The organism is Sphingobacterium puteale (assembly GCF_050986225.1).
Lineage (GTDB): Bacteria > Bacteroidota > Bacteroidia > Sphingobacteriales > Sphingobacteriaceae > Sphingobacterium > Sphingobacterium puteale.
Map to the genome: position 1 here is coordinate 860,951 of NZ_CP158959.1, position 22,914 is coordinate 883,864.

General features: G+C 41.3%; 19 protein-coding genes. 11 read left to right on the plus strand and 8 right to left on the minus strand.

Annotation, left to right across the window (positions count from 1 at the left end; all coding sequences use genetic code 11):
* Nucleotides 1-12: 12 nt before the first annotated feature.
* The 10 genes from ABTV71_RS03610 to ABTV71_RS03655 all read left to right on the plus strand — a co-directional run bounded on the left by ABTV71_RS03610 (nucleotide 13) and on the right by ABTV71_RS03655 (nucleotide 8,762).
* On the plus strand, nucleotides 13-963 hold the full coding sequence (locus tag ABTV71_RS03610) for a phosphoribosylaminoimidazolesuccinocarboxamide synthase (RefSeq protein ID WP_433902265.1): 951 nt from the start codon (nucleotides 13-15) through the stop codon (nucleotides 961-963).
* 33 nt (nucleotides 964-996) lie between these two features.
* Entirely contained in the window at nucleotides 997-1,377 is a 381-nt protein-coding gene (locus tag ABTV71_RS03615; protein WP_104385068.1) for an STAS domain-containing protein, read from the plus strand.
* A gap of 1 nt (nucleotide 1,378) precedes the next feature.
* Nucleotides 1,379-2,290: a ribonuclease Z gene (locus ABTV71_RS03620; RefSeq protein ID WP_433902266.1), complete on the plus strand. Its 912-nt coding sequence runs from the start codon at nucleotides 1,379-1,381 to the stop codon at nucleotides 2,288-2,290.
* Nucleotides 2,291-2,399: 109 nt separating this feature from the next.
* On the plus strand, nucleotides 2,400-3,458 hold the full coding sequence (gene hisC / locus ABTV71_RS03625; protein WP_121125573.1) for a histidinol-phosphate transaminase: 1,059 nt from the start codon (nucleotides 2,400-2,402) through the stop codon (nucleotides 3,456-3,458).
* 4 nt (nucleotides 3,459-3,462) lie between these two features.
* Nucleotides 3,463-4,602 carry a bifunctional histidinol-phosphatase/imidazoleglycerol-phosphate dehydratase HisB gene (gene hisB / locus ABTV71_RS03630; RefSeq protein WP_433902267.1) on the plus strand — a complete coding sequence of 380 codons (1,140 nt, stop codon included), beginning with the start codon at nucleotides 3,463-3,465 and terminating at the stop codon, nucleotides 4,600-4,602.
* Nucleotides 4,603-4,725: 123 nt separating this feature from the next.
* Nucleotides 4,726-5,325, plus strand: coding sequence for an imidazole glycerol phosphate synthase subunit HisH (hisH, locus tag ABTV71_RS03635; RefSeq protein WP_121125571.1), 600 nt, complete (start codon nucleotides 4,726-4,728; stop codon nucleotides 5,323-5,325).
* A gap of 12 nt (nucleotides 5,326-5,337) precedes the next feature.
* Entirely contained in the window at nucleotides 5,338-6,090 is a 753-nt protein-coding gene (locus ABTV71_RS03640; RefSeq protein ID WP_121125570.1) for a HisA/HisF-related TIM barrel protein, read from the plus strand.
* A gap of 1 nt (nucleotide 6,091) precedes the next feature.
* On the plus strand, nucleotides 6,092-6,844 hold the full coding sequence (gene hisF / locus ABTV71_RS03645) for an imidazole glycerol phosphate synthase subunit HisF (protein WP_433902268.1): 753 nt from the start codon (nucleotides 6,092-6,094) through the stop codon (nucleotides 6,842-6,844).
* 153 nt (nucleotides 6,845-6,997) lie between these two features.
* Entirely contained in the window at nucleotides 6,998-7,582 is a 585-nt protein-coding gene (gene hisIE, locus ABTV71_RS03650) for a bifunctional phosphoribosyl-AMP cyclohydrolase/phosphoribosyl-ATP diphosphatase HisIE (RefSeq protein ID WP_121125568.1), read from the plus strand.
* A gap of 280 nt (nucleotides 7,583-7,862) precedes the next feature.
* Nucleotides 7,863-8,762 carry a WD40 repeat domain-containing protein gene (locus ABTV71_RS03655; protein WP_121125566.1) on the plus strand — a complete coding sequence of 300 codons (900 nt, stop codon included), beginning with the start codon at nucleotides 7,863-7,865 and terminating at the stop codon, nucleotides 8,760-8,762.
* A 104-nt stretch (nucleotides 8,763-8,866) separates the two neighbouring features.
* On the opposite strand, the gene ABTV71_RS03660 is transcribed toward ABTV71_RS03655, so the two are convergent.
* From ABTV71_RS03660 to dacB, 5 genes are all read right to left on the minus strand, one after another.
* The gene (locus ABTV71_RS03660) at nucleotides 8,867-9,343 is read right to left on the minus strand and encodes a GAF domain-containing protein (protein ID WP_121125565.1); all 477 of its coding nucleotides are present in this window, start codon (nucleotides 9,341-9,343) and stop codon (nucleotides 8,867-8,869) included.
* Nucleotides 9,344-9,450: 107 nt separating this feature from the next.
* A complete protein-coding gene (locus tag ABTV71_RS03665) occupies nucleotides 9,451-11,307 on the minus strand; it encodes a beta-N-acetylhexosaminidase (RefSeq protein WP_121125564.1) in 1,857 nt (618 codons plus the stop codon).
* Nucleotides 11,308-11,841: 534 nt separating this feature from the next.
* Nucleotides 11,842-12,423 carry a Holliday junction branch migration protein RuvA gene (ruvA, locus tag ABTV71_RS03670; RefSeq protein ID WP_121125562.1) on the minus strand — a complete coding sequence of 194 codons (582 nt, stop codon included), beginning with the start codon at nucleotides 12,421-12,423 and terminating at the stop codon, nucleotides 11,842-11,844.
* Between the two features lie 33 nt (nucleotides 12,424-12,456).
* Nucleotides 12,457-14,739, minus strand: a complete 2,283-nt coding sequence (locus tag ABTV71_RS03675) for an NADP-dependent malic enzyme (protein WP_121125561.1) — start codon at nucleotides 14,737-14,739, stop codon at nucleotides 12,457-12,459.
* 93 nt (nucleotides 14,740-14,832) lie between these two features.
* A complete protein-coding gene (dacB, locus tag ABTV71_RS03680) occupies nucleotides 14,833-16,257 on the minus strand; it encodes a D-alanyl-D-alanine carboxypeptidase/D-alanyl-D-alanine endopeptidase (protein WP_433902269.1) in 1,425 nt (474 codons plus the stop codon).
* Nucleotides 16,258-16,433: 176 nt separating this feature from the next.
* On the opposite strand from dacB, the gene ABTV71_RS03685 reads away from it, so the two are divergent.
* Nucleotides 16,434-18,209, plus strand: coding sequence for an aminopeptidase P family protein (locus ABTV71_RS03685; RefSeq protein WP_433902270.1), 1,776 nt, complete (start codon nucleotides 16,434-16,436; stop codon nucleotides 18,207-18,209).
* 123 nt (nucleotides 18,210-18,332) lie between these two features.
* Here the strand turns inward: ABTV71_RS03685 and ABTV71_RS03690 are convergent, their stop codons facing one another.
* The 3 genes from ABTV71_RS03690 to ABTV71_RS03700 form a co-directional block, all read right to left on the minus strand.
* Entirely contained in the window at nucleotides 18,333-18,740 is a 408-nt protein-coding gene (locus tag ABTV71_RS03690; RefSeq protein ID WP_433902271.1) for a response regulator, read from the minus strand.
* On the minus strand, nucleotides 18,740-20,614 hold the full coding sequence (locus ABTV71_RS03695; protein ID WP_433902272.1) for a PAS domain S-box protein: 1,875 nt from the start codon (nucleotides 20,612-20,614) through the stop codon (nucleotides 18,740-18,742). Before ABTV71_RS03695 ends, ABTV71_RS03690 begins: the two co-directional genes overlap by 1 nt.
* Before the next feature lie 360 nt (nucleotides 20,615-20,974).
* Nucleotides 20,975-22,768, minus strand: coding sequence for an alpha-L-fucosidase (locus tag ABTV71_RS03700; RefSeq protein ID WP_433902273.1), 1,794 nt, complete (start codon nucleotides 22,766-22,768; stop codon nucleotides 20,975-20,977).
* Nucleotides 22,769-22,914: the final 146 nt, after the last annotated feature.

The following is a 22,914-nucleotide window of genomic DNA, read 5'->3' on the forward strand; positions in this document are numbered from 1 at the left end:
TTTACTTTGAACATGAACGCTATAAAAGAAACAAATTTCAATTTCGAAAACCAGACTGCTTTTTACAGAGGAAAAGTACGAGACGTGTATACGATTGCAGATACCTACTTGGCTATGGTGGCTTCTGACCGTATTTCGGCATTTGATGTGGTACTTCCTCGTCCTATTCCCTACAAAGGACAGGTGTTAAATCAAATTGCGGCTAAATTTTTGAAAGCGACATCCGATATTATCCCGAATTGGGTCGTATCTGTACCGGATCCTAGTGTGACCATAGGTCAAATGTGCGAACCGTTTAAAGTTGAAATGGTTATCCGCGGTTACCTATCAGGACATGCCTGGCGTGAATATGCTGCAGGTAAACGGGAAGTTTGTGGCGAGTCTCTTCCTGAGGGGTTGAAGGAGAATGATAAATTGCCCGAACCGATTATCACACCGACGACCAAAGCAGCAGTAGGTCACGATGAGGATATTTCCCGCGCGGATATCTTGAAAAGAGGGATTGTAAGTGAGGAGGATTACGTGCAATTGGAGAAATATACCAGAGCTTTGTTTCAACGCGGAACCGAAATTGCAGCACAAAGAGGGCTGATCCTAGTGGATACTAAGTATGAATTTGGTAAAAAAGACGGTAAAATAGTCCTTATCGACGAGATTCATACTCCGGATTCTTCCCGTTATTTTTATGCTGACGGATATCAAGAACGTCAGGACAAAGGGGAAGCACAAAAGCAATTGTCAAAAGAGTTTGTTCGTAAATGGTTGATAGATAATGGATTTCAGGGTAAAGATGGACAGGTGGTCCCAGAGATGACAGATGAGATCATTGCTTCAATTTCCGAACGCTATATTGAGCTATACGAGCACATCGTGGGCGAAAAATTTGTTTATCCTGATCAGGAAAATGTACTGGAACGCGTGGAAAGAAATGTGACAAAAGCCTTAAAAGAGCTAAATTATTAGTACATTGTATCCTCAAACTAAGGAAATAAACTTATGAAGTATACTATTGATAAACACGATCGCTATATTGTCATAGAGCCTCATGTCGAAGTGATAGATGCGGATAATGCAGCGAAACTCAAGGGTGAGTTTCTGTTGCGCAATACTATTGGCCAACGCAACATTGTTCTGGATATGATTCATGTTCAAAAGACGGATGAAGTTGGGATCCGTTTGGGCATATTGGCGCACCGCCTATGTCAGTCTGTTGGTGGTGTATTTATTTTGGTCAATCTTTGTCCTAAATTAATGGATATGGTTCGCGTGTCGCACCTGGATAAATCGATAAAGATCGCTCCATCACTGAAGGTTGCGGAAGATTTGATCTTCGCGCACGAACTGGAATCTGAATACCGGGGGACAATTGAGGATTAATATGAAGTTTGAAGTTCTGATATTAGGAAATAGTTCCGCGACACCGATGTTTGATCGCCATCCGACTAGCCAAGTGCTGAACTTTAACGAACAATTGTTTTTAATAGACTGTGGGGAAGGGACGCAAATGCAGCTCAGCCGTTATGGAATTAAAAGCAATCGTATAGGACATATTTTTATTAGTCACTTACATGGAGATCACTATTTAGGTTTAGTGGGACTGCTCTCTTCGATGCATCTTGTTGGCCGCAAAAGTGATCTTCATTTATACGGACCGGCTGCCTTAAAAGAGATTCTGGATGTCCAATTTCTGCATTCGGAGACAGTCTTGCGCTATAATCTTATTTTTCATCCTATTTCACCCGACGGACCCGGTATTATTTTTGAAAACCGGACCATGAAAGTGAGCGCGTTTCCTTTAACACATCGTATTGCCTGCACAGGTTTTCGCTTTGATGAGGGACCACGGGCCAGGACCTTGCTTGGTGATGTGGTTCAAGCGTTGAATATTCCCACAGTATACTATCCCGCTATCAAGAAAGGGATGGATTATGTGGACGAAAAAGGGGATGTTTACCCAGCGGATCAATTGAGCCTGCCCGCACCCAAATCCAGAAGTTACGTATATTGTTCAGATACGGTACGCACAGAGGGTTATCTTCCCTTTGTTCAGCATGCCGATCTCATGTACCATGAATCTACATTTTTACATGATATGGTCGACCGTGCAAAAGAAACTTTCCACACAACGGCATTGGAAGCCGGAGAAATTGCCAAAGAAACCCATGCAAAAAAATTATTGCTCGGTCATTACTCCGCACGGTACCGGGATTTGGCACCCTTGTTGGAAGAAGCTCGAACAGTATTCCCCAATACCGAACTTTCGATCGAAGGGAAGTGGTTTTTAGTTTAGTTTTTTGTGAATTTTATACCACATTTCTATGACCAAATGCTTTTAAATTGCTTATTATATTGCATTTGATAAACAATTTATCTAAGTTTACGGCTCTAATTTTTTTATAATGGATAATCCATTCAACTTAAACAACCTATTACGGGAAAATATTAAGAAGCTCGTACCATATTCGTCCGCAAGAGATGAATTTAAAGGGGAGGCATCCATATTGATTGATGCCAATGAAAATCCTTTTGGATCCCCACTTAACCATGATTACAACCGATATCCAGACCCACTCCAACATCAAGTCAAAGCAAAACTTTCAACAATAAAAGGTGTTCCTGCGGAAAATATTTTTTTAGGCAATGGAAGCGATGAGGCGATTGATATTTTGTACCGCGCATTTTGTACACCCGGTGTGGACAATGTTATCCTCGTTCCGCCGACCTATGGTATGTATGAGGTATCGGCGAATATCAATGATGTCGCTTTCAAAAAAGTAAACCTTACCGCAGAATACCAGTTGGATCTGGATGGAATAGCGAATGCCATAGATGCACATACCAAGCTGATTTTTATCTGTTCGCCAAATAATCCGACCGGAAATTCTATCCGTCGTCAGGACATCGAAACGGTATTGAATAATTTTAAGGGGCTTGTCGTCGTCGATGAAGCTTATATCAATTTTTCAGCAGTAAAATCATTTACACAGGAATTGGCTGAATACCCTAACTTGGTGGTATTGCAGACTTTGTCCAAAGCCTGGGGGCTTGCAGCGTTGCGATTGGGCATGGCATTTGCGAGCAAAGAAATTATAGCAGTTTACAATAAAATTAAACCACCTTATAACATTAATCAGGCAACACAAGATATCGTGTTAGAGGCCCTGAATAATGTGGATCAAGTCAATGACTGGATCAAAGAGACTGTTTCGGAACGTGAGAAACTGGTACGTGAACTACTCGAACTGGACTATGTACAGTATATTACTCCTTCTGATGCCAATTTTATCCTGGTCAAGATGGAACAGCCGAGAGAAGTTTATGACTATCTGGTTCAGTATGGGATCATCGTCAGAGATCGGTCAAAAGTCGAACTTTGTGAGGGCTGTTTGCGGATCACTGTCGGGACACCTGTTGAAAACAGAACTTTATTAGAAAAACTTAATCAAATCAATAAATAATACTATGCCTGATAACTTAAAACGTGTACTGTTTATAGACCGTGATGGAACATTAATTTTGGAACCAGAAGATGAGCAGATCGATTCTTTTGCAAAATTAAAATTCTATCCGGGCGCCTTGCAGTACCTGCCACGTATCGCGAAGGAACTGGATTTTGAATTGATCTTGGTTTCAAACCAAGATGGCCTGGGAACATCTTCCCATCCGGAAGAGAACTTCTGGCCCGTCCATCATTTTGTAATTGATACGTTTGCAGCAGAGGGTGTAGTATTTGCCAAAGAACATATAGATAAAACTTTTCCGCATGAAAATGCCGACACTCGTAAACCGGGTATTGGTATGCTCAGTGAATATTTCGATCCGTCAAAATATAATTTAAGTGAATCGTTCGTTATCGGTGACCGAGTCAATGATGTGAAGCTCGCGCAAAATCTTGGGGCCAGAGCAATATGGCTGCGTGCCAATGATCAATTGGGGGCTTTAGAGAACGTTGACATTGATCCTACAGTCGTAGCTTTAGAAACAATGGACTGGAAAACAGTTTATGAATTTCTGAAATTGGGAACGCGCACTGCCGAACATCATCGTAAAACTAACGAAACGGATATTTTTATTCAGTTAAACTTGGATGGCTCCGGTAAATCGGAAATCGAAACAGGATTGCCCTTCTTTGATCATATGTTGGATCAAATAGCCCGACATGGTGCATTGGACTTAACGATCAAAGCGAAAGGCGATCTTCATATAGACGAGCATCATACGATTGAAGATACAGGGATAGCTTTGGGTGAGGTATTTTTGAAGGTATTGGGAGACAAGCGTGGTATTGAGCGTTACTCTTACACCTTACCAATGGATGATTGCCTGGCACAGGTTGCACTGGATTTTGGTGGACGCAATTGGATCGTATGGGATGCAGAATTTAAACGTGAGAAAATAGGTGACATGCCAACAGAGATGTTCTTCCATTTCTTTAAATCATTTTCTGACGCCTCCAAATCAAATCTAAATATCAAAGCAGAGGGGGATAATGAGCACCATAAGATCGAAGCAATTTTTAAAGCCTTTGCCAAATCGATTAAGAAAGCGGTACGGAGGGATGCGGATCATATGCAGCTACCAAGCACCAAAGGTGTTTTGTAGTTTTGTTTAATTAATAAAGAGAACCCATGGGATACATGAGTAAAGATGAGCGATGACCGCATGATGCATAAATTTGTGGAGCCAAAGTCTTAATACTCAAATCTCAATACTCAAATCTCAAAAATGATAGGAATTATTAATTACGGCGCCGGGAATATTTTTTCCCTGACTGCTGCGCTAGATCGCGTGGGACTGACCTACGGCATGATCAATACGGCGGAAGAGATGGATCTCTACGATCGGATTATTATTCCCGGAGTAGGCCATGCGGGGGCAGCCATGAATAAATTACGGGAATCGGGATTAGTGCCTTATATTAAAGCACTGCGTAAACCTGTACTGGGAATCTGTGTTGGGATGCAGTTGTTGACCGATTATTCGGAGGAAGGTGATGCCGATCTGTTGAAATTGTTCCCGTTGAAAACGTTACATTTTGAAACCAGAGTAGCCGGCAAAGTGCCTCATATGGGCTGGAATAGCGTTTCGGTGCAAGCAAATAATCCTTTATTTGCGAATATAGCGGATCAGACTTATTTTTATTTCGTCCATTCGTATTATATTGAATATGATACGATATTTACGGCCGCTAAATGTGACTATGGGTTGCCATTTTCAGCAGCAATTTCCAAAGATAATTTCTTTGGCGTACAATTTCACCCGGAGAAGTCGGGAAAAGCAGGTGAGCAGTTGTTGCTCAATTTTTCAACTATTCAATTAGACTAAAAATATTCGATTATGTATATCATTCCAGCAATTGACGTTTTGGACAAAAAAGTTGTCCGTTTAAGAGAGGGTAACTACAACGACGTTACAACTTATGCGATTAGTTTAGAGGAGCAGATCGAGAACTACCATGCGAATGGTACAGAATTGGTTCATATCATAGATTTAAATGGCGCAAAAGGTGATTTTAGCAATCAGGCCTATTTATTTGATATCATCCAAAAGACCGATATGAAAATTCAGTATGGCGGTGGGGTCAGAAGCATTGATAAAGTAAAGGAATTGGTTGATGCCGGTGTATATCGTGTCATCGTGGGTACGCAAGCGATCACAAACCCTTCTTTTTTGGAAGAACTGGCAACCCTAAATGAAGGGAAAGTTAAATACGCAGATCATATTGTCATTGCAATTGATGTATTGGACGAAGTCATTAAATACTCCGGCTGGTTAGAAAGTTCGCCAATTAAATTGATCGAGTATATTGATAAATGCTTGGCTTTGGGATTTTTTAGATTCCTTTGTACCGATATCAGTAAAGACGGTAAATTAGGTGGCGCAGGCGTGGAGTTGTATCAAAAATTGCTGGACCATTCTCCGATCATCAAGCTGATTGCTTCGGGGGGTATCAGCTCTATGGATGATATTCAAAAGCTTCAGGAGCTGGGTGGTGTAGAATCCGTTGTTGTAGGCAAGGCGATCTATGAGAATCGTATCTCAATTGATGAAGTCAAAGACTGGAATCTCAAATCATTAATCCGATTTTAACATGCTGGCAAAACGGATAATTCCTTGCTTGGATGTTAAAGATGGACGTACGGTAAAAGGGGTCAACTTTGTTGATTTGCGTGATGCGGGTGATCCTGTTGAACTCGCCTATGAATATTCCCAGCAAGGAGCTGATGAACTTGTGTTTTTAGATATTACAGCTACACATGAAGGTCGCAAGACAACGATAGATCTGGTAAAAGCGGTAGCTCGTCAGGTAAATATCCCTTTTACAATCGGTGGCGGTATCAATGAAATCAGCGATGCGGATATCTTATTGAATGCTGGTGCGGACAAGATTTCGATCAACTCTGCTGCGGTACGAAATCCGGAGTTGATCAATCAGATGGCTGCAGCTTTTGGAGCTCAGTTTGTGGTTGTCGCTGTCGATACAAGGTCGATCGAAGGAGAGGATTTTGTCCATTTAAGTGGGGGGCGTATCAAAACGGAGATCAATACCCTGGATTGGATCCGTGAAGCGCAAGAACGTGGAGCCGGAGAAATCCTGTTGACATCAATGGATCACGATGGCACGAAAAACGGTTTTGACAATAAATTCTTAAAGGCCGTTAACGATCGTATTCATATTCCGTTGATCGCATCTGGCGGGGCCGGTAATCAACAGCATTTCATCGATGTATTTCAACAGGCCAATGTGGATGCCGCGTTAGCCGCTTCTGTATTCCACTATGGCGAAATATTGATTCCGGACCTTAAGCAGACTTTACGCCAACATGGTATTGTCGTAAGATAATTGCGGGTAGAGATCCAGAAATAAAGCGCAAAGATCCAGAAATATGGATCAAAGAATAAAGAATTAAAAGAGGAGAAGATAGATAGTGAGTAAGCCTTGGGCTTGCGCTACCAGAGTCTCAATACTAGATACTAAATACTAGATACTAATACAATGTTAGATTTCGCAAAAAGTGACGGACTTGTTCCAGTGATTGTGCAAGACGCCCAAACCCTGGAAGTGTTGATGTTAGGCTACATGAATGAGGAGGCTTGGCAAAAGACACAGGCAGAGAAGCGCGTGACTTTTTTTTCTCGTAGCAAAAACCGTCTCTGGACTAAAGGAGAGGAGAGTGGAAACTTTTTAAACGTAAAGAGTATCCATATTGATTGCGATAAAGATACCGTATTGATTAAGGCTGATCCTATGGGACCCACTTGTCATACGGGAAGCCGGAGCTGTTTCAGCACAGAATTCAATCAGAATTTTATACTGGAGCTCGAACGTATCGTCAATCATCGTTACGAAAATCCTTCTGACGAATCCTATGTTAACCGTTTGCGGTCCAGAGGAATTAATAAGATCGCCCAAAAGGTAGGCGAGGAAGCTGTAGAAACGGTTATTGCCGCATTAACTGAAACTGAAACAGACTTTATCAATGAGACTTCTGACCTATTGTTCCATTTGATCGTATTGTTGCGTGAGAAGGGATTTTCGTTGGAAACAATCGCTAAAAATCTTGAAAGCAGACATCAATAACGCTGTTCCCCAAGAAAGCCTTTGTGACTGAATAGTATATGTACCGAATTCGAATATACACGCAAAGAAAATTTATGGAAATCGGTAAATGGGCGAGGCTTTAAGGTAATATGACAAAATAGTCTTAGAAGTGCAGTATATTTGTGAATATGCTGCACTTCTTTTTTATTGTTTTCCGGCTGTTTATTTGGAGTTGGTAAATTTAAATTGATGAGGAAGCGAATTTCATTTGCAAGCAGGGCCACTTCGGTAATCATCCGGAGAATTTGAATAGATAACTATGAATATTAAATTAAGAGCAACATTATCGGGACATCAAAACCCAATTTTTTGTGTAGAGAAGGGATATTATCCGCATACTTTTTTTACGGGTGGCAACGATAAGGGCGTGGTGGAATGGGATATTGAAAAGAATGGTTTTAAGCGTATTCTGTGTGCGGTGACCTCCTCCGTGTATGCTTTAAAATTGATTCCTGGAACTGCGATACTGACGATTGCGCTGCGGGAGGGAAAGTTGCTTTTCGTGGATGTACAGGAACAGAAACTCGTGGCGAGTTTGCAGCTCGGCAATAGAGCTATCTTTGCACTTTCCTATATCCGGCAAAAGAATGAGTTGCTCGCCGTAGGGGAAGAAGGACGACTTTATGTAATCAACCTCGCCACATACAAACGTATCTATGACGTAGAGCTATCCCAAACGACAGTACGAAGTATTGCAGTGGATGCCGATGAAACCAAGATTGCTCTGGGCGATAAAGATGGCTGGGTATATTTGTTGGCTAGCGAGGACTTTCATGTTATCGAACGGATGAAGTTGCATAGTCTGCCCACAACCTCTTTGGCTTTTCTTCAAAATAAACTGTTAAGCGGTGGACGCGATGCACAGCTTATTATTTCGGATGTCAATCAACTGAGCAATAACTTTTCCTTTGTACCACACTTGTTCACAGTGTATGGGATCTATCCACACCCTTTTGAACCATTTTTTGCAACAGTAAGCCGCGATAAGTCACTGAAATTCTGGTCTAACGCCGATTTTGCGCTTTTGAAGAACATGAGCCGCGACAAAATGCAGGATGGCCATCATCTATCCGTCAATGCAGGAATCTGGTCCGAAGACGGCCAATATTTCTTTAGTGTCAGTGACGACAAGCTTGTTAAAATTTGGGAATTACAATAAGATAAAGACCGTGAGTGCTCCCGTAGAAATCATTTGTATGAATGATTCGACTTTGGATTATTAGGTTTTTGCAATATACCTTTTTGCTCATAATGCTTAACGTGTTATTTATCCAACAACTGCAAGATTTGGGTAAGGTACTTTTCGTCAATTTCGTCGAAGCTATCCAATTCACTGCTGTCCACATCAAGTACACCGATAATTTCCCCCTTTTTGTAAATAGGTAATACGATTTCAGAGCGTGACAGCGAACTGCAGGCAATGTGCCCGGGAAATTGCTCCACATCGGGTACAATAAGTGTTTTTTCCTGTGCCCAGGCTCCCCCGCATACACCCCTTCCTTTTTTTATGCGTGTACAGGCAACAGGTCCTTGGAAGGGACCAAGAACAAGTTCTTCAGCACCGTCTACGAGATAAAAACCAACCCAAAAAAAATTGAATTGTTCCTTTAATGCTGCCGCAATATTGGAAAGGTTTGCAATCTGATTATTTTCTCCCTGTAGCAATCCACCTATCTGTGGAAGTAAGTTTTGATATTGTTCTTCTTTGCTGCCTTTGGCAATTAACAGATCCTCAGCCATAGAAATTCTTTTTAAATTCTTGTAGTGATACCACACGTCAATTAAAAAGCGCTGATATCTGTTCAAAGTTAACAGAATATTAGCGCTTTCGCATGGACGAAATGATATTATTTCTTTGTATTGATAATGTTTACCCTAATGTAATTGCTTCTTTTTCCGGAAGGCGTTACAACTACGGCTTTGAATACCCGTTCTTTACTGTTTGGAACCGTCACCTTGACCGGCCCGGTATATTCAAGATCCAATTCTGAAGGGTCATAATTGTCCAGGGTATAATAGATTTTGGCACCTTCTACAGATGGCTTTAAATCCCGGATGGTATATTCTGATGCATATATCGTCGTGTCAGTGATACCATATGCCTCAGGTACACGATAGAATGTGTTTGTCTGATCGAGCTTTGCCAATTGGCGTGCCGCACGTTGTTCGGAAAAATTCTTCCAGTTTTTATTCTCCGGTTGCGTCCAGGCAATTTCCGAAAGAGCCAGTACACGCGGTAGGATGGTGAACTCTACTTTATTGGAAGAACCGATATATTCTGTCCAGATATTCGCTTGTACACCCAAAACGTGTTTCTTGTTGTTTTCCGAAATTTTGGTAGGCATAGGGTCGGCAGCATATACTTTATGCAATGTCGAAAGCCCACCGATGCTCAATGGCTCTCTATTTTGATCAGCACCTTGTTTGTGGTCAAAGTAAAGTCCATAACTGTTGGCTGTGATAATGACGTCATGTCCTTGGTTTGCCGCTTCGATGGCTCCTTGGTCTCCTCTCCAGCTCATAACAGTCGCATTTGGTGCTAATCCACCCTCTAAGATCTCATCCCAGCCAATGATACGTTTGCCTTTGCTATTAATGTATTTTTCCATACGTTGAATAAAATAGCTCTGCAATTCATGTTCGTCTTTGAGGTTATTATCCTTGATTCTTTTCTGACAATGTGGACAAGTCTTCCATTTGGTCTTAGGACACTCATCACCACCGATGTGAATATATTCGCTTGGGAACAATGGAATGACTTCGTCGATAACATCTTCCAATAGTTTGAATGTCTCTTCTTTGCCAGCACAGAAAACATCATCAAATACACCCCAGGTCTGCGCTGCTGTGTATGGCCCAGGGTGATCACCACAACCTAGCTCTGGGTAAGCAGAAAGCGCCGCCAAAGCATGCCCTGGCATCTCTATTTCAGGAATGACAGTAACATACTTCGTTTTTGCATAAGCAACGACTTCTTTGATCTGGTCTTGGGTATAGAAACCACCATAAGGGGTATTGTCGTAGTCACCGTCAGTTTTATAGTTACCCAATAATGTCTGGTTACGATAGCCACCTATCTGTGTCAGTTTGGGATGGGATTTAATTTCAATACGCCAGCCTTGATCATCTGTCAGGTGCCAATGAAAAGTATTCAGTTTGTAGGATGCCAAAATATCAATATACTTCTTGACAAATTCTACGGGGAAGAAGTGACGGCCAACATCAAGATGCAATCCGCGGTAAGCAAAACGAGGTTCATCCTGAATGGATGCTTGCGGAATTTCGATACTTGCTTTTTTATCGACCGGAAGCAATTGAATCAAAGACTGCATACCATAAAATAGGCCGGCTGCTTTTCCACTGACCGTAATTTGGTCAGAAGCGATGTTGAGATCATAGGCTTCCGTATTGGTTGATTTTGCACTTTTAGAAGAAAAATAAATACAGTTTTTACCTGCCGACTTTACCAGCGATAAATTGAGGTTGTAGTTGCTTTTTAAAAAATCCTGAAATAAAGCGGCAACTTTTTTGTCCTCTTCACTATCAAAAGCAATTCTTGTGTTCGCATTGGTTTTGAATGAGCCATTTTTGATCTGGACATGTTGCGGTAGAGGCACAATATTCAATGTGACATCTTTTTTTTCCTGCGCAAATACTGCTGCTCCTATACTTAAAGCAAGCGCAAGTGAAAATAGTTTTTTCATGAGTGCGATTATAACTGAAATAAGAAGCCCTAAAAATAAAGGAATAAATACGATTTAGCAAAGGCTTAATGTAACAAATAGCGTGTTGAAATAGGATAGGATACTCTTCTTTGTGTTTTGTAGTGATTTGATTTACTGTGTTTTTAATTAAAACAATCGTTTGCATTGCCCGCTGAGGATACTGGTGATTTATCCCATTTGGATGCATATTTATTGTCGAATAAAGTTTATCTCATCCGTAATTTTATCTGAGCTTACAGTATTGGACGGCCCAGCTTATTAAAAAGCAAACGGTTCGATTCAATGATTGAACAAAATGCAGATTAGCTCTCGTTTAACATGTTTTTTATACGAGATTGATAAGAATATTATACGCTTTGATCCGAATGAAGTCCCTATGAAAGTCCCTATAAATCTTATGGCATTTATAAAGATACATCCTAGCGATCCTGAAATTGGAGTACAGCAGATGAAACTTTATTTGAGCCAAACCTGTATGCCTCTTTTTGTTAAGCGAATTGAGCCCGCCGTTTTTTAAAGCCTCTTTAGCGCTAATTTGATCATATCCTCCACAGAGAGGTTGGCTTCTGTTTTTAGAATCGTATTCAATACTTTTTCGGCCGCAGCTTTATTGAAGCCCAACATGACCAGGGCAGATAAAGCTTCGTCCGGTATGGATTGCGATTGAATCGTAGTTGAAAGTGCTTCCACGCCCTGTTTTTTCAATTTATCCTGAAGTTCAAGGATCAGACGCTGTGCTGTTTTGGGACCGATTCCTTTAATTTTTTGAATTAAGGCAACCTGACCATTGACAATGGCGGATTGTATTTCATCGGGTGTATTGGACGATAAGATCATCCGGCCCGTATTAGGGCCGATACCTGAAACGGAGATCAGGTTCTCGAACAGTTTTTTCTCACTCTCCGTGGCAAAACCATATAGCGTATGGGAATCTTCCCGAACTTGCAGTGAAATAAATAATTTACAGTTTTCCTGATCCTTGATTTGGGAAAAGGTATAAAGAGAGATGTGAACATAATAACCAATCCCACTCACATCGATAACAACATGAGTGGGGGCTTTATATGCTAATTTTCCATTAAAATATTCGTACATAGTACTACGAATATAGGAAGATTTTAAGCGATTCTATAAATTTTTGAGATGTGCTTGAACATCAACTACGGCAATGGTTACCATATTGACGATTTCGCGTACAGAGCTATCCAATTGTAGTACATGGATCGGTTTGTTCATCCCCAAAAGAATTGGACCTACCGCTTCCGCTTCACCGACTTCCTGTAATAGCTTATAGGCAATGTTACCGGATTCCAGGTTCGGGAACACAAGTGTGTTTGCTGATTGTCCATTTAGACAGCTGAATGGGAAATTGTCGGTCAACATATCGCTATTTAAGGCGAAATTAGCTTGCAGGTCGCCATCAGCAATGATGTCAGGGTGCTGCTCATGAATGATCTGTGCTGCTGCCCTCACTTTGGTAGGAGTCTTTCCTTCACTGGAGCCAAAATTGGAGTAAGACAACAAAGCAATGCGTGGTTGGATATTCATGCGTTTAACCGCTTTGTCCAAAAGTAAGGTGATATCAGCCAGCTCCTGTGCAGTAGGATCCTCATTCACGGTAGTATCCCCCATGAAAATAGGACCTTTTTTGGTTAACATCATATACATACCTGCAACTCGGCTGCCCGGTTTGGCACCGATGACATGCAATGCCGGGCGGATGGTGTTTGCATAGTTTTTGGTCATACCAGAAATCAAGGTATCTGCCTCGCCAAACTCAACCAAAGAAGCCCCAAAGTAGTTGCGGTCAAACATCAGTTTGCGCGCATCGTAACGGGTGATTCCTCTACGTTGTCTTTTGGTGTAAAGGTGCTCGATGAATTTTTTCGAACGCTCTGATTCACTGTCAACCTCAGCCACTGGATCAATGATTTCCACACCGTCCAATTCAAAAGCATACTCTTGGATCAAGCGTTGGATTTTCTCTTTCTTACCTAATAGGATCGGTATTGCAATACCTTCTTCTTTTACGATTTGAGCAGCACGTAATGTTTTGTAATTATCTGCTTCAGCAAAGACAACACGTTTTGGGTCTCTTTTAGCGGCCATCGTGAGGTTTCGCATGATCGCATCATCTTTACCTAGGCGCTTACGCAATGCATCGCGGTATTTATCCCAATCTTCGATTGCTGTTTTTGCAACACCGGACTCAATTGCTGCTTTTGCTACAGCCATAGAAACCTCCGTAATCAGACGAGGATCGGTAGGTTTAGGAATGATATACTCTTCGGAGAATTTTAAATTGTTGGTATTGTACGCTTGGTTGACTTCTTCAGGAACGGGTTGTTTTGCTAGGTCAGCAATAGCACGTACTGCGGCAATTTTCATTTCCTCATTAATTGCTGTCGCGCGGACATCCAAAGCACCACGGAAGATGTAAGGGAAGCCCAATACGTTGTTCACCTGATTTGGATAATCCGAACGCCCAGTACCCATGATAATATCGCTACGGGTAGCCATTGCCAGATCGTAGGCAATTTCTGGATTTGGATTGGCCATCGCCAAAACAATCGGGTTAGCAGCCATTGATAACAACATCTCTGGAGACATGACATCCGCTGCAGATAAACCAATAAACACATCGGAGTCTTTGACAGCATCTGCTAGGGTGTGGATATCACGATCTGTAGCGTACTGTGCTTTCATGCTGTCCAGATTTTCTCTATCCGTACGAATGACGCCTTTACTGTCAAGCATCACAATGTTTTCTTTGCTTGCGCCTACGGAAATATACATTGCTGTGCAGGACATTGCAGCAGCACCGGCACCATTGACGACGATTTTTACTTTGGAGATATCTTTTCCGATAATTTCACAGGCATTGATCAGTGCTGCACCGGAAATGATTGCTGTACCGTGTTGGTCATCGTGCATGACCGGAATATTCATTTCCTCTTTCAGGCGGCGCTCAATTTCAAAACATTCAGGAGCCTTGATATCTTCCAGGTTGATACCTCCGAAAGTAGGTTCCAATGCTTTTACAATTTTAACGAACTCGTCAACATTTTTGGTGTCCACTTCGATGTCAAAGACATCAATGTCAGCAAAAATTTTGAACAATAAACCTTTTCCTTCCATGACCGGTTTACCTGCTTGAGCGCCGATATCACCTAGGCCCAATACAGCTGTACCGTTACTGATAACAGCAACAAGGTTCCCTTTTGCGGTATATTTATAAGCATCTTCTTTATTCTCGGCAATAGCCAAACATGGCTCCGCTACGCCAGGAGAATATGCTAACGATAAGTCTCTTTGCGAATTTGTTGGTTTTGTCGGAACAACAGCTATTTTTCCAGGTCTACCCATTGAGTGGTAATTTAACGCTGCCTGTTTACGATTAGTGTTACTCATTACGATTTTATTAATTTAAGGCTACAAATCTATCATTCTTTTTGATATTTGAAAATATTTGCCAATATCTTATTATAAATAGACAATAATATGTTATTTCAAAACGTCCAGCAATTTAAACATTTGCCTGCGCATATTTGCTCCTGATCCCGAATAATTATTGACCAATAAGGTATAGGTAAAAGACTGTCCATTTTTTGCTGTGTGCACGCCGGTATAGCCTAAGGCACCAGCAATTGTTCCGCTTTTCATCTTCATCTCATTGTAGGTCGGCAGGCTTTCGTAGAATACGGGATACCAGTTTTGCTTTTGCGCGTACTGCATGATTTTGTTCATGGCCAGGGTCGTAACTCTATTCTGTGGCGAAAGCCCCGAACCGTCCACGCTATTGATCTCGCCCGGTTTAATCCCTAACTTGGCGTTCCAGTATTTTTGGATATAATTGGCACCATCGTCAGTGCCCGTTTTTCCAGCGGTGGTATAGGCGATAGCCTTTAGTAAGGCTTCCCCATAGAGATTGATACTTTTTTGATTAAACCAATAGACAATTTTGTCCATGGTAGGCGATAGGTGCACATCCAGTGTTTGCTTTTGGGATACGTCTATCGAATCCATCTTCGCCCCTGTTGCAGGCGGTTGAATAGCAACAATGCCCTGTTTGTTGAGACCTTCATTCAATTGAAAGGCTAGATCATATGCAGGGTCCGGGGAAGCGAGTTCGATGGTTTTCTTTAAATCCTGACCATAGCTGCCACGGACAAATATTTTGGTCGAATAAGGTGCCGAATAGGCATACACATTGTCCCCGGTACCAGCTTTACCAGTAGTGGTTTCGTTGATAATGTTCAGGTAAGGAGCGCGGGTCGTGTCTTGGATAATTTCGGCTTTTGCACCCACTTTATTGCTCGGACTGAAATTTATACCAAAAGCATTTTCGCGCCAGTTGAGCGATGAAATGCCTGCGCCGTAATAATTGCCCATGTCTGTCCAGATCCAACCCCCCGGTATTTGGTTGCCATTATATAGACGGTCATCGGCAATCACTGCACCATTGATGCTTCGTATCCCTGCGTTTTGAATGGCCGTAATCCATTTGTTTAACACAATAGCTGCATTGGTCTCCGGATAACGGTCGCTCCCCAGTGTAGGGTCACCGGTGCCCGAAACAATGATATTTCCATTGAGGACTCCGTTTTCATCGATTGAACCTGTATAATATAAGGTCGTTTTAAACTGATAGCTCTTTCCAAGAAAATCCAATGCAGTAGCAGCTGTAATGACTTTCATCGTTGAAGCTGTAGCCAGCCCGATATTTTCGTTGGCAGCAAAAATGGTTTGACCTGTCTTTCCGTCAAATACTGTCAAAGAACTTATTGCGTTCTTCAGGCTTTCTTGGTTTTGAAATTGATTGAATGCTTCTTGGATCCCGGTTCTGATATTCTGAGCAAACAGGGAGCTTGTCACCGCGGTAAATGCATACGTCGATAGTGTTATGGAATATAGGGCGATTTTTTTCATCAACATGTAATTTCTTTGAAAATGAACTGTACGATTCTTTGATATTGCACCGTTGGTCCAATGTATATATAATTTTAACTAGCGTATATACGCATTTAATTCGTTTGTTTTATTTGCCTTAAAGTTAGGTATTCGACCCTAAAAAATCCTAACTTGCATAAAATTGTATAGACAACATGAAGCATATCGAAAAATTAGCTGCTATTCGTGAGGCTATGAAGATTCAAGGAATCGATGGATATATTATCCCGTCATCAGATCCTCATATCAGTGAATATTTACCGGAACGTTACAAGTGTATTGCCTGGGCCTCAGGTTTTACAGGATCTGCAGGTACTTTGGCTATCACGCAAGATTTTGCTGGCCTTTGGACAGATTCCCGTTATTTTGTTCAGGCTGTGGAACAATTGGAAGGAACCGGTTTTGAATTGGTTAAGCTGAAAGTCCAGGCAGCGGCGGAATATGCGGATTGGTTAGGTGAGAAATTGAATGCAGGAGCAAAAGTTGCTTTTGATGGTAATCTAGCCTCACTTTTGGTGGCTCAGTCTGTCAAAAATGCTTTGGAGCCTCTGGATATTCAGGTGGACGGTCATATCGATCTGTTATCTGATTTATGGGAGGGCAGACCGGACTTACCAAAGGAGCAGGCTTACCTGTTGCCAGAAAGCACCACAGGGCAGTCTACTGTTGCGAAGATTGAGGCTGTTCGGGCTGAAATGAAGAAAAATCGTGCCGATGCACATTTAATATCTTCCTTGGATGATCTCGCCTGGTTACTTAATATCCGTGGCCAGGATGTACCCTGCAATCCAGTTGTTTTAGGATTCGTATTGATTACAGCGGATACAGCAACGCTCTACATTGAGCTGTCGAAGTTGAGCACCGAAACAATTGCTGAACTAAAAGGCTATGGTGTAGAAATAGCTGCATACGAAAGCATCTATCAAACGATTGAAACATTATCGGCCAAGGCCATCTTAATTGACCCGAAGCGTACTTGCTTTGCTGTATTTGACAGCGTGCCTGATAGCATTAAAATCGTAGAAAAAATAAATCCTTCTACGACCTTAAAAGCCATTAAGAATAAAGTTGAAATTGAAAATAACAGGCATACTTTTGTAAAAGACGGTGTTGCACTTACGAAGTTTTTTAAATGGCTGGAAGAAAATGTTGCCAGCGAAGAGCTGTCTGAGCTGTCTATCGCTGATAAGCTGCGTGGCTTCCGTGAGGAACAAGACGGATTTGTTGATGTTTCTTTCACCACCATAGCAGGATATCTAGACCACGGTGCATTGCCACATTATTCGGCGAATGAGCAATCTAACTATACGTTGCGACCCAAAGGGCTGTTATTGGTCGATTCCGGTGGCCAATACAAGACAGGTACAACGGATATTACACGTGTTGTTTCACTGGGAGGTCTTACGCAAGAGGAAAAAGAGGATTATACCTTGGTATTGAAAGGTACGATAGAAGGTTCGCAGGCTATCTTTCCTGCAGGTACACGGGGATATCAAATTGATGCCATTACCCGTCGTCCACTGTGGGAAACGTTACGTAACTATGGGCACGGCACAGGGCATGGCGTTGGATTTTTCCTGAATGTGCATGAAGGGCCGCAGACATTTAATGCTGCCGCAATAGATGTTGCTGTTGAACCCGGCATGATTACCTCTATTGAACCTGGTCTTTACCGTGTTGGTAAACACGGCATCCGTATTGAAAATCTGGTATTGACGCGTAAAGCGGGATCCTCTGAATTCGGTGACTTCCTGGATTTTGAGACATTGACAATCTGTTATATTGCGACGGACTTGATTGAAAAATCTCTTTTGGAAAAAAGGCATCTTTCGTGGCTGAATAATTACAATCAATGGGTATTTGATCAGTTATCAACACATCTTTCAAGTGAAGAAAAGAACTGGCTTGCAGAGAAATGTAAGGCAATCTAACAATGCAGATAAAAAAGGAAATAGGCATCAGTCTTTTAACTGATGCCTATTTTGCCTCTAAAGAACAGACTAATTGTCTGTTCAATGCTGTTATCCAGCATTTTGGAGATGGAGCGATCATCTTTAATGAGGCGCTCTCAGAATTTCATATAATAATTCTTTGCCAAAAGGTTTCAAAATAAAACCACTTATAAAAGGATAATTTGCCAATTGTTCCTGGTCGCTCTGGCTGGTGGAAGAGCTTATGATAAAGATCCTGGTCTGCTTGATAAAATCGGTTTTATCCTCTAAAACGTCCATCAGTTCCCAGCCTGTCATAAAGGGCATGCTGATATCAACAAACAGTACGGTTGGCCCGGATGATGCACTGATGTCATGCGATTCCATAAAATCCAGCGCGTCCAATGCATTTTTGAAAGGGTAAAATTCAATTGGATAATCCGAAAACCCCTGTAGCATGTAGCCAAAAATAGTGCGTAAGATCGCATTGTCGTCTATAAGGATGATTTTTCTTTTATTTTCCTGATTCATTACGTTCTTTCTAAAAATTTGACTGAAAAGACACTGCCTTCGTTCGGTTCACTTTGTACATCTATTTTCCCCCCCAGTGACTCCACCTGATAGCGCGTGAGAAATAATCCAATACCCTTACTCTCAAAGCCGCGATGGAAAACTTTTTTGAACATAAAAAGCTGGGATTTGTATTTAGGTAGATTGATACCTAATCCATTATCCTTGACGGTCAATAATGTTCCATTTTCCTCTAGGGAAGTCCTGATTTCAATACATGGCGCTTTATCGCTCGCTGTAAATCGAAGTGAATTACTGATGAGATTGCCAAGGATACTTTCCAGATAAATTTTTGGATAGTAGATATTGGTCACATTGAATTCGACAGAAATAATGGCATTCTTTTGCTGTATTTCTCCAATATACTGTTGTTTTACTTTATAAAATATTTGGAGAAAATCACAGTCTTCAAATACGAGCGATTTATTCGACCTCAATTCAAGTATCTCACCCAAGTCGTGTAACGTTTCGGTAAGTTGCTCCGTGCTGATCTTCAAAAGGTTCAGAAAATCAGCCTTTACCGCTTCATCTGTTGAGACTTTAAGCTCATCGATGAGCATCGGCATATTACTTAGCGGTCCCTTTAAGTTATGCGCAAGGATATTCGTAAATTCTTCCAGTTGTCTGACTTTGGTTTCGAGTTCCATTTTAACCAGATCAGATTCTATTTTTTGCCGCTTTAATATTTCGATATTTTTTTTTGATTCAGAAATATCCTGAACCTGAACGATCAAAAATAGGGGGGCATTGGCATTGTCAAAGACTGCTGCAATTGTCACTGAGCACCACACATAATGACCGAGTTTGTGTCGGTAACGTTTTTGTATGGTAAATGTTTCAATTTCACCACGAATAAGTTTTCTCCTGAGCTCGATGTCACGTTCGACGTCATCAGGATGAGTGTTGTGTGAGAATTTCATTGTTGACAACTCTTCCTGTGTGTACCCCAGAATCTTGGTTAATGTATGGTTGGATTCAATGCAATAACCATCTAGATTTGTCAAGGCAATGCCCAAACCAGAGAAATGGAAGGCCTGATTGAATTTATGTTCGTTAAATCGGATTTTTTCGGTTGATTCAATCTGCTTTGTAATATCGGAGACAACTAATGCGATCCGGTTTTGCGATCGATGAATAGGTTTGATCTGTAGACTATACCATTTGTCTGTATGTTGTTCGGAAGGAGACTGAAACTCCATTTTAAATTCCCTGTTTAACCGTAAAGATTTCTGGATCAGTTGAATCGTTGGTATAGCCAGATCTGCCGGGAAAAGTTCGGTCAGGCTTTTGTTTAAAAATTCCTCCGGTGGGTAGAATAGTAAACCGGGATCATTGGTCCAATAGTTTTTAAACACTCCGGTATCGGTTACTTCAAAGACCAGATCGTTGAGGGAGGCAACCAGCAGTTGCAACTGCTGTTGTTTATCTTTCAGGGCATGGTTCTGATTGATAACTTTTGAAATATCGATGAAAGATATTAGGAGGCCGGTGTTACTTTCTTCGGAGAAAGGGCTGGTATGGAAAACAAACCATTTAAACATATCCCCTGTTGCGATTCCTAAGATTATTTCTTGGTCGTTAGGATTGTTTTTGAGCGCGATCTGAAAGCGAGTCTGTTCTGCTGTAAGAGGCGATACGTCCTCAGATGAATAAAATGTAATTAATTGATGTAATTTTTTGCCTTTTGCATCCTTAATCTCTAACGCTAAAAGCTCGCATGCGCGTTCATTGAGATGTAGAATGGTGCCGTCTTCCAAAGTTGTAATCAATCCTTCCAACCCCGAACTTTGCGTTTGAGCGGAAGGCGCAGATAAAGAGTTCCGTTCTAGATGCATTAACCAACAATATTTAGGATCAATTTACTCATTTATAAGATATGACACTTGTCTGGTCTCAATTTACAAAATTGGTAACTTTTACCACAAAATAATAAAAAAATATTAAAATAGGTAATTTTTGCATAACGAGTTGCAGAGTAGGTTATTATGTGTAACACAGTAAAGAGCAAAAGGTTTCAGAGGGTATTCAATAAATCCTTTGTAAAATTACCCAATCAAAAATGATTTGAAAATATGGATTTAAACTGTTGAAGGGGTTACATTAAAAAAATAAAACACAGTTTTCGAATAGTAAAAAAGGCTTATGAATACAAAAAATCATAAGCCCTTTTTTAAGTAGTTATTAATCTAAATAACTCAATTTTTTGTTTTTTCCAGCCATAACCAATTAAACCAGAGTGGAAGCCGCTGTTGACTTTTGTACGTCAGGATATATTTCCCCGGTTTATCAAATTTTAATGTTCCGATACGCTTTTCTATAAATTCTTCGGTGTAGTTATTTTCATTTGGCTCGACAACCATTTTATCTGTAGGATCAAAACTTCCCCCCAGTTGTTGGTTAGCAACGCTAATTTCGAAGGGAATATTTTCTTTATTGGGATTGTGCGCAGAGAAATCTATCGCATATGTTCCGGCCTCCGTAACCGTCACTTCCCAGTCGATCTTCGTATTTCCCGTGAGGACAGCATGGGTCGGATTTTTGCCGTTATAACGTACGATTTTCAGGTCATTATTGAGGCTATTGGTTGATTTTAGAGAAAAACCACCAAAAGTAGATTCAGGGACGGTATTTTTGTCCAGTTCCAAGGGACCATCGAAGGTCAATTTTACTTCCGAAACATAATGATCCGGTTGATCAACAGGCAGGTCAATATGGATTGAACTCAGCTTCTGCTCATAGTTCAAAGTCGTTGAACTGTTACCTTTCATCATTGCTATATTGGACGGTTTGGATTTGATACCTGTAATACGAAGTTTGTGATCCAAAGGCCAGTTAAATACATGCGCATAGACCACCGTTTTATTTTGTTCGGTTTTTGTGGTCAGGTAACCCCAGTCAAAATGGTTGTTTTTTAAAGAAAGACCCGTGGCACCATAGATGCTTTTGCCATAGGTATTTAACCAAGAGCCTACATCATGTAAGCGGCTTACGCTCTCGTAAGGAACAGTACCATCGGCACGAGGACCGATATTTAAGGTGAATCCACCGTTGAGACTAACGTTTGAAATCAATGACTGAAAGATCTGACTGGTAGATTTCCATTCGTTTTCCTGACCGTTGTAGCCCCAGGAGTGTGCGATCGTGCCCGGCGTCTCCCAAGGGTGAGCGATATACTTGCTGCCAAACTGATTGTCGCCAAGGGTTTCGAAATCTACGTTTTCAGCATCTGTTGGAAGGCCCAGTCGTGAATTGATCAGGCAGTTCGGTTGCAGCTCGCGGATTAATTTTACGACCTGAAGCAACTGTTCTTTTTTGATGATGGATTTTTGATAGGGGATCCACATGTCAAACCATATCAGTGAAATATCACCGTAGTTGCTCATGAGCTCACGAAGCTGGGGTATTACTTTTTCCTGCCAGTACTTATTATATTGTGCATCCGTAACATGTCCGGACAATTCTTGCTGATGATTCCAGCCATAGGGATGTTCCCAGTCGATCCAGTGTGAGTAGTAGAAGCCGAGTTTTATACCATGCTTTTTACAGGCAGCTGCGATTTCTTTGATCACATCGCGGTTGGAGCTACTCAGTTTAGGTAAACTATAGGTTCCTACTTTGGTATCCCATAGCGCCACACCATCATGATGTTTGGTCGTGATAATCATATATTTCATTCCGGCCTCCTTTGCCAGAAGCACCCATTTTTCCGGATCTATCTTGTTCCAGTCAAAGCGCTTGGCCAAGCTGCCATATTCTTCTTTCGATACGCGGTTGCGGTAGCGTAACCATTCCGCATAATTATTCATATACCGTAAAGGCTCACCTTTCCACATACCTTCAGCAGCGCTGTATAAGCCCCAGTGGATAAACATGCCAAAACGGGCATCTTTAAACCAATCCGCCTTTCCATTGTCCTGAGCAAAAAGAGGTATGGAAGCGCTGACCAGTAGTAAAAATAAGATCGCGATTCTTTTGAGTCGTGGTATCATAAAGGTTGTTCTTGTTCGGATTACAAGATAAGTAAAAAATCGAATAACAATAAGCTAAATCGAATTTTGAGGGAAGGAGAGGTATTTCACTGCTTTGGTGGTTCCATAAAAATAAAATCCCCTGATTGTACAATCAGGGGATTTTA

What these genes read in the sequence shown, in the direction of transcription:
- hisIE (WP_121125568.1), top strand. Translation starts at nt 6,998, where the DNA reads ATGTTAGATTTCGCAAAAAGTGACGGACTTGTTCCAGTGATTGTGCAA.
- ABTV71_RS03660 (WP_121125565.1), bottom strand. Translation starts at nt 9,343, where the DNA reads ATGGCTGAGGATCTGTTAATTGCCAAAGGCAGCAAAGAAGAACAATAT.
- ruvA (WP_121125562.1), bottom strand. Translation starts at nt 12,423, where the DNA reads ATGTACGAATATTTTAATGGAAAATTAGCATATAAAGCCCCCACTCAT.
- ABTV71_RS03655 (WP_121125566.1), top strand. Translation starts at nt 7,863, where the DNA reads ATGAATATTAAATTAAGAGCAACATTATCGGGACATCAAAACCCAATT.
- hisC (WP_121125573.1), top strand. Translation starts at nt 2,400, where the DNA reads ATGGATAATCCATTCAACTTAAACAACCTATTACGGGAAAATATTAAG.
- ABTV71_RS03690 (WP_433902271.1), bottom strand. Translation starts at nt 18,740, where the DNA reads ATGAATCAGGAAAATAAAAGAAAAATCATCCTTATAGACGACAATGCG.
- ABTV71_RS03665 (WP_121125564.1), bottom strand. Translation starts at nt 11,307, where the DNA reads ATGAAAAAACTATTTTCACTTGCGCTTGCTTTAAGTATAGGAGCAGCA.
- ABTV71_RS03695 (WP_433902272.1), bottom strand. Translation starts at nt 20,614, where the DNA reads ATGCATCTAGAACGGAACTCTTTATCTGCGCCTTCCGCTCAAACGCAA.
- ABTV71_RS03675 (WP_121125561.1), bottom strand. Translation starts at nt 14,739, where the DNA reads ATGAGTAACACTAATCGTAAACAGGCAGCGTTAAATTACCACTCAATG.
- ABTV71_RS03620 (WP_433902266.1), top strand. Translation starts at nt 1,379, where the DNA reads ATGAAGTTTGAAGTTCTGATATTAGGAAATAGTTCCGCGACACCGATG.
- hisF (WP_433902268.1), top strand. Translation starts at nt 6,092, where the DNA reads ATGCTGGCAAAACGGATAATTCCTTGCTTGGATGTTAAAGATGGACGT.
- ABTV71_RS03640 (WP_121125570.1), top strand. Translation starts at nt 5,338, where the DNA reads ATGTATATCATTCCAGCAATTGACGTTTTGGACAAAAAAGTTGTCCGT.
- dacB (WP_433902269.1), bottom strand. Translation starts at nt 16,257, where the DNA reads ATGAAAAAAATCGCCCTATATTCCATAACACTATCGACGTATGCATTT.
- ABTV71_RS03615 (WP_104385068.1), top strand. Translation starts at nt 997, where the DNA reads ATGAAGTATACTATTGATAAACACGATCGCTATATTGTCATAGAGCCT.
- ABTV71_RS03685 (WP_433902270.1), top strand. Translation starts at nt 16,434, where the DNA reads ATGAAGCATATCGAAAAATTAGCTGCTATTCGTGAGGCTATGAAGATT.
- ABTV71_RS03610 (WP_433902265.1), top strand. Translation starts at nt 13, where the DNA reads ATGAACGCTATAAAAGAAACAAATTTCAATTTCGAAAACCAGACTGCT.
- hisH (WP_121125571.1), top strand. Translation starts at nt 4,726, where the DNA reads ATGATAGGAATTATTAATTACGGCGCCGGGAATATTTTTTCCCTGACT.
- hisB (WP_433902267.1), top strand. Translation starts at nt 3,463, where the DNA reads ATGCCTGATAACTTAAAACGTGTACTGTTTATAGACCGTGATGGAACA.
- ABTV71_RS03700 (WP_433902273.1), bottom strand. Translation starts at nt 22,768, where the DNA reads ATGATACCACGACTCAAAAGAATCGCGATCTTATTTTTACTACTGGTC.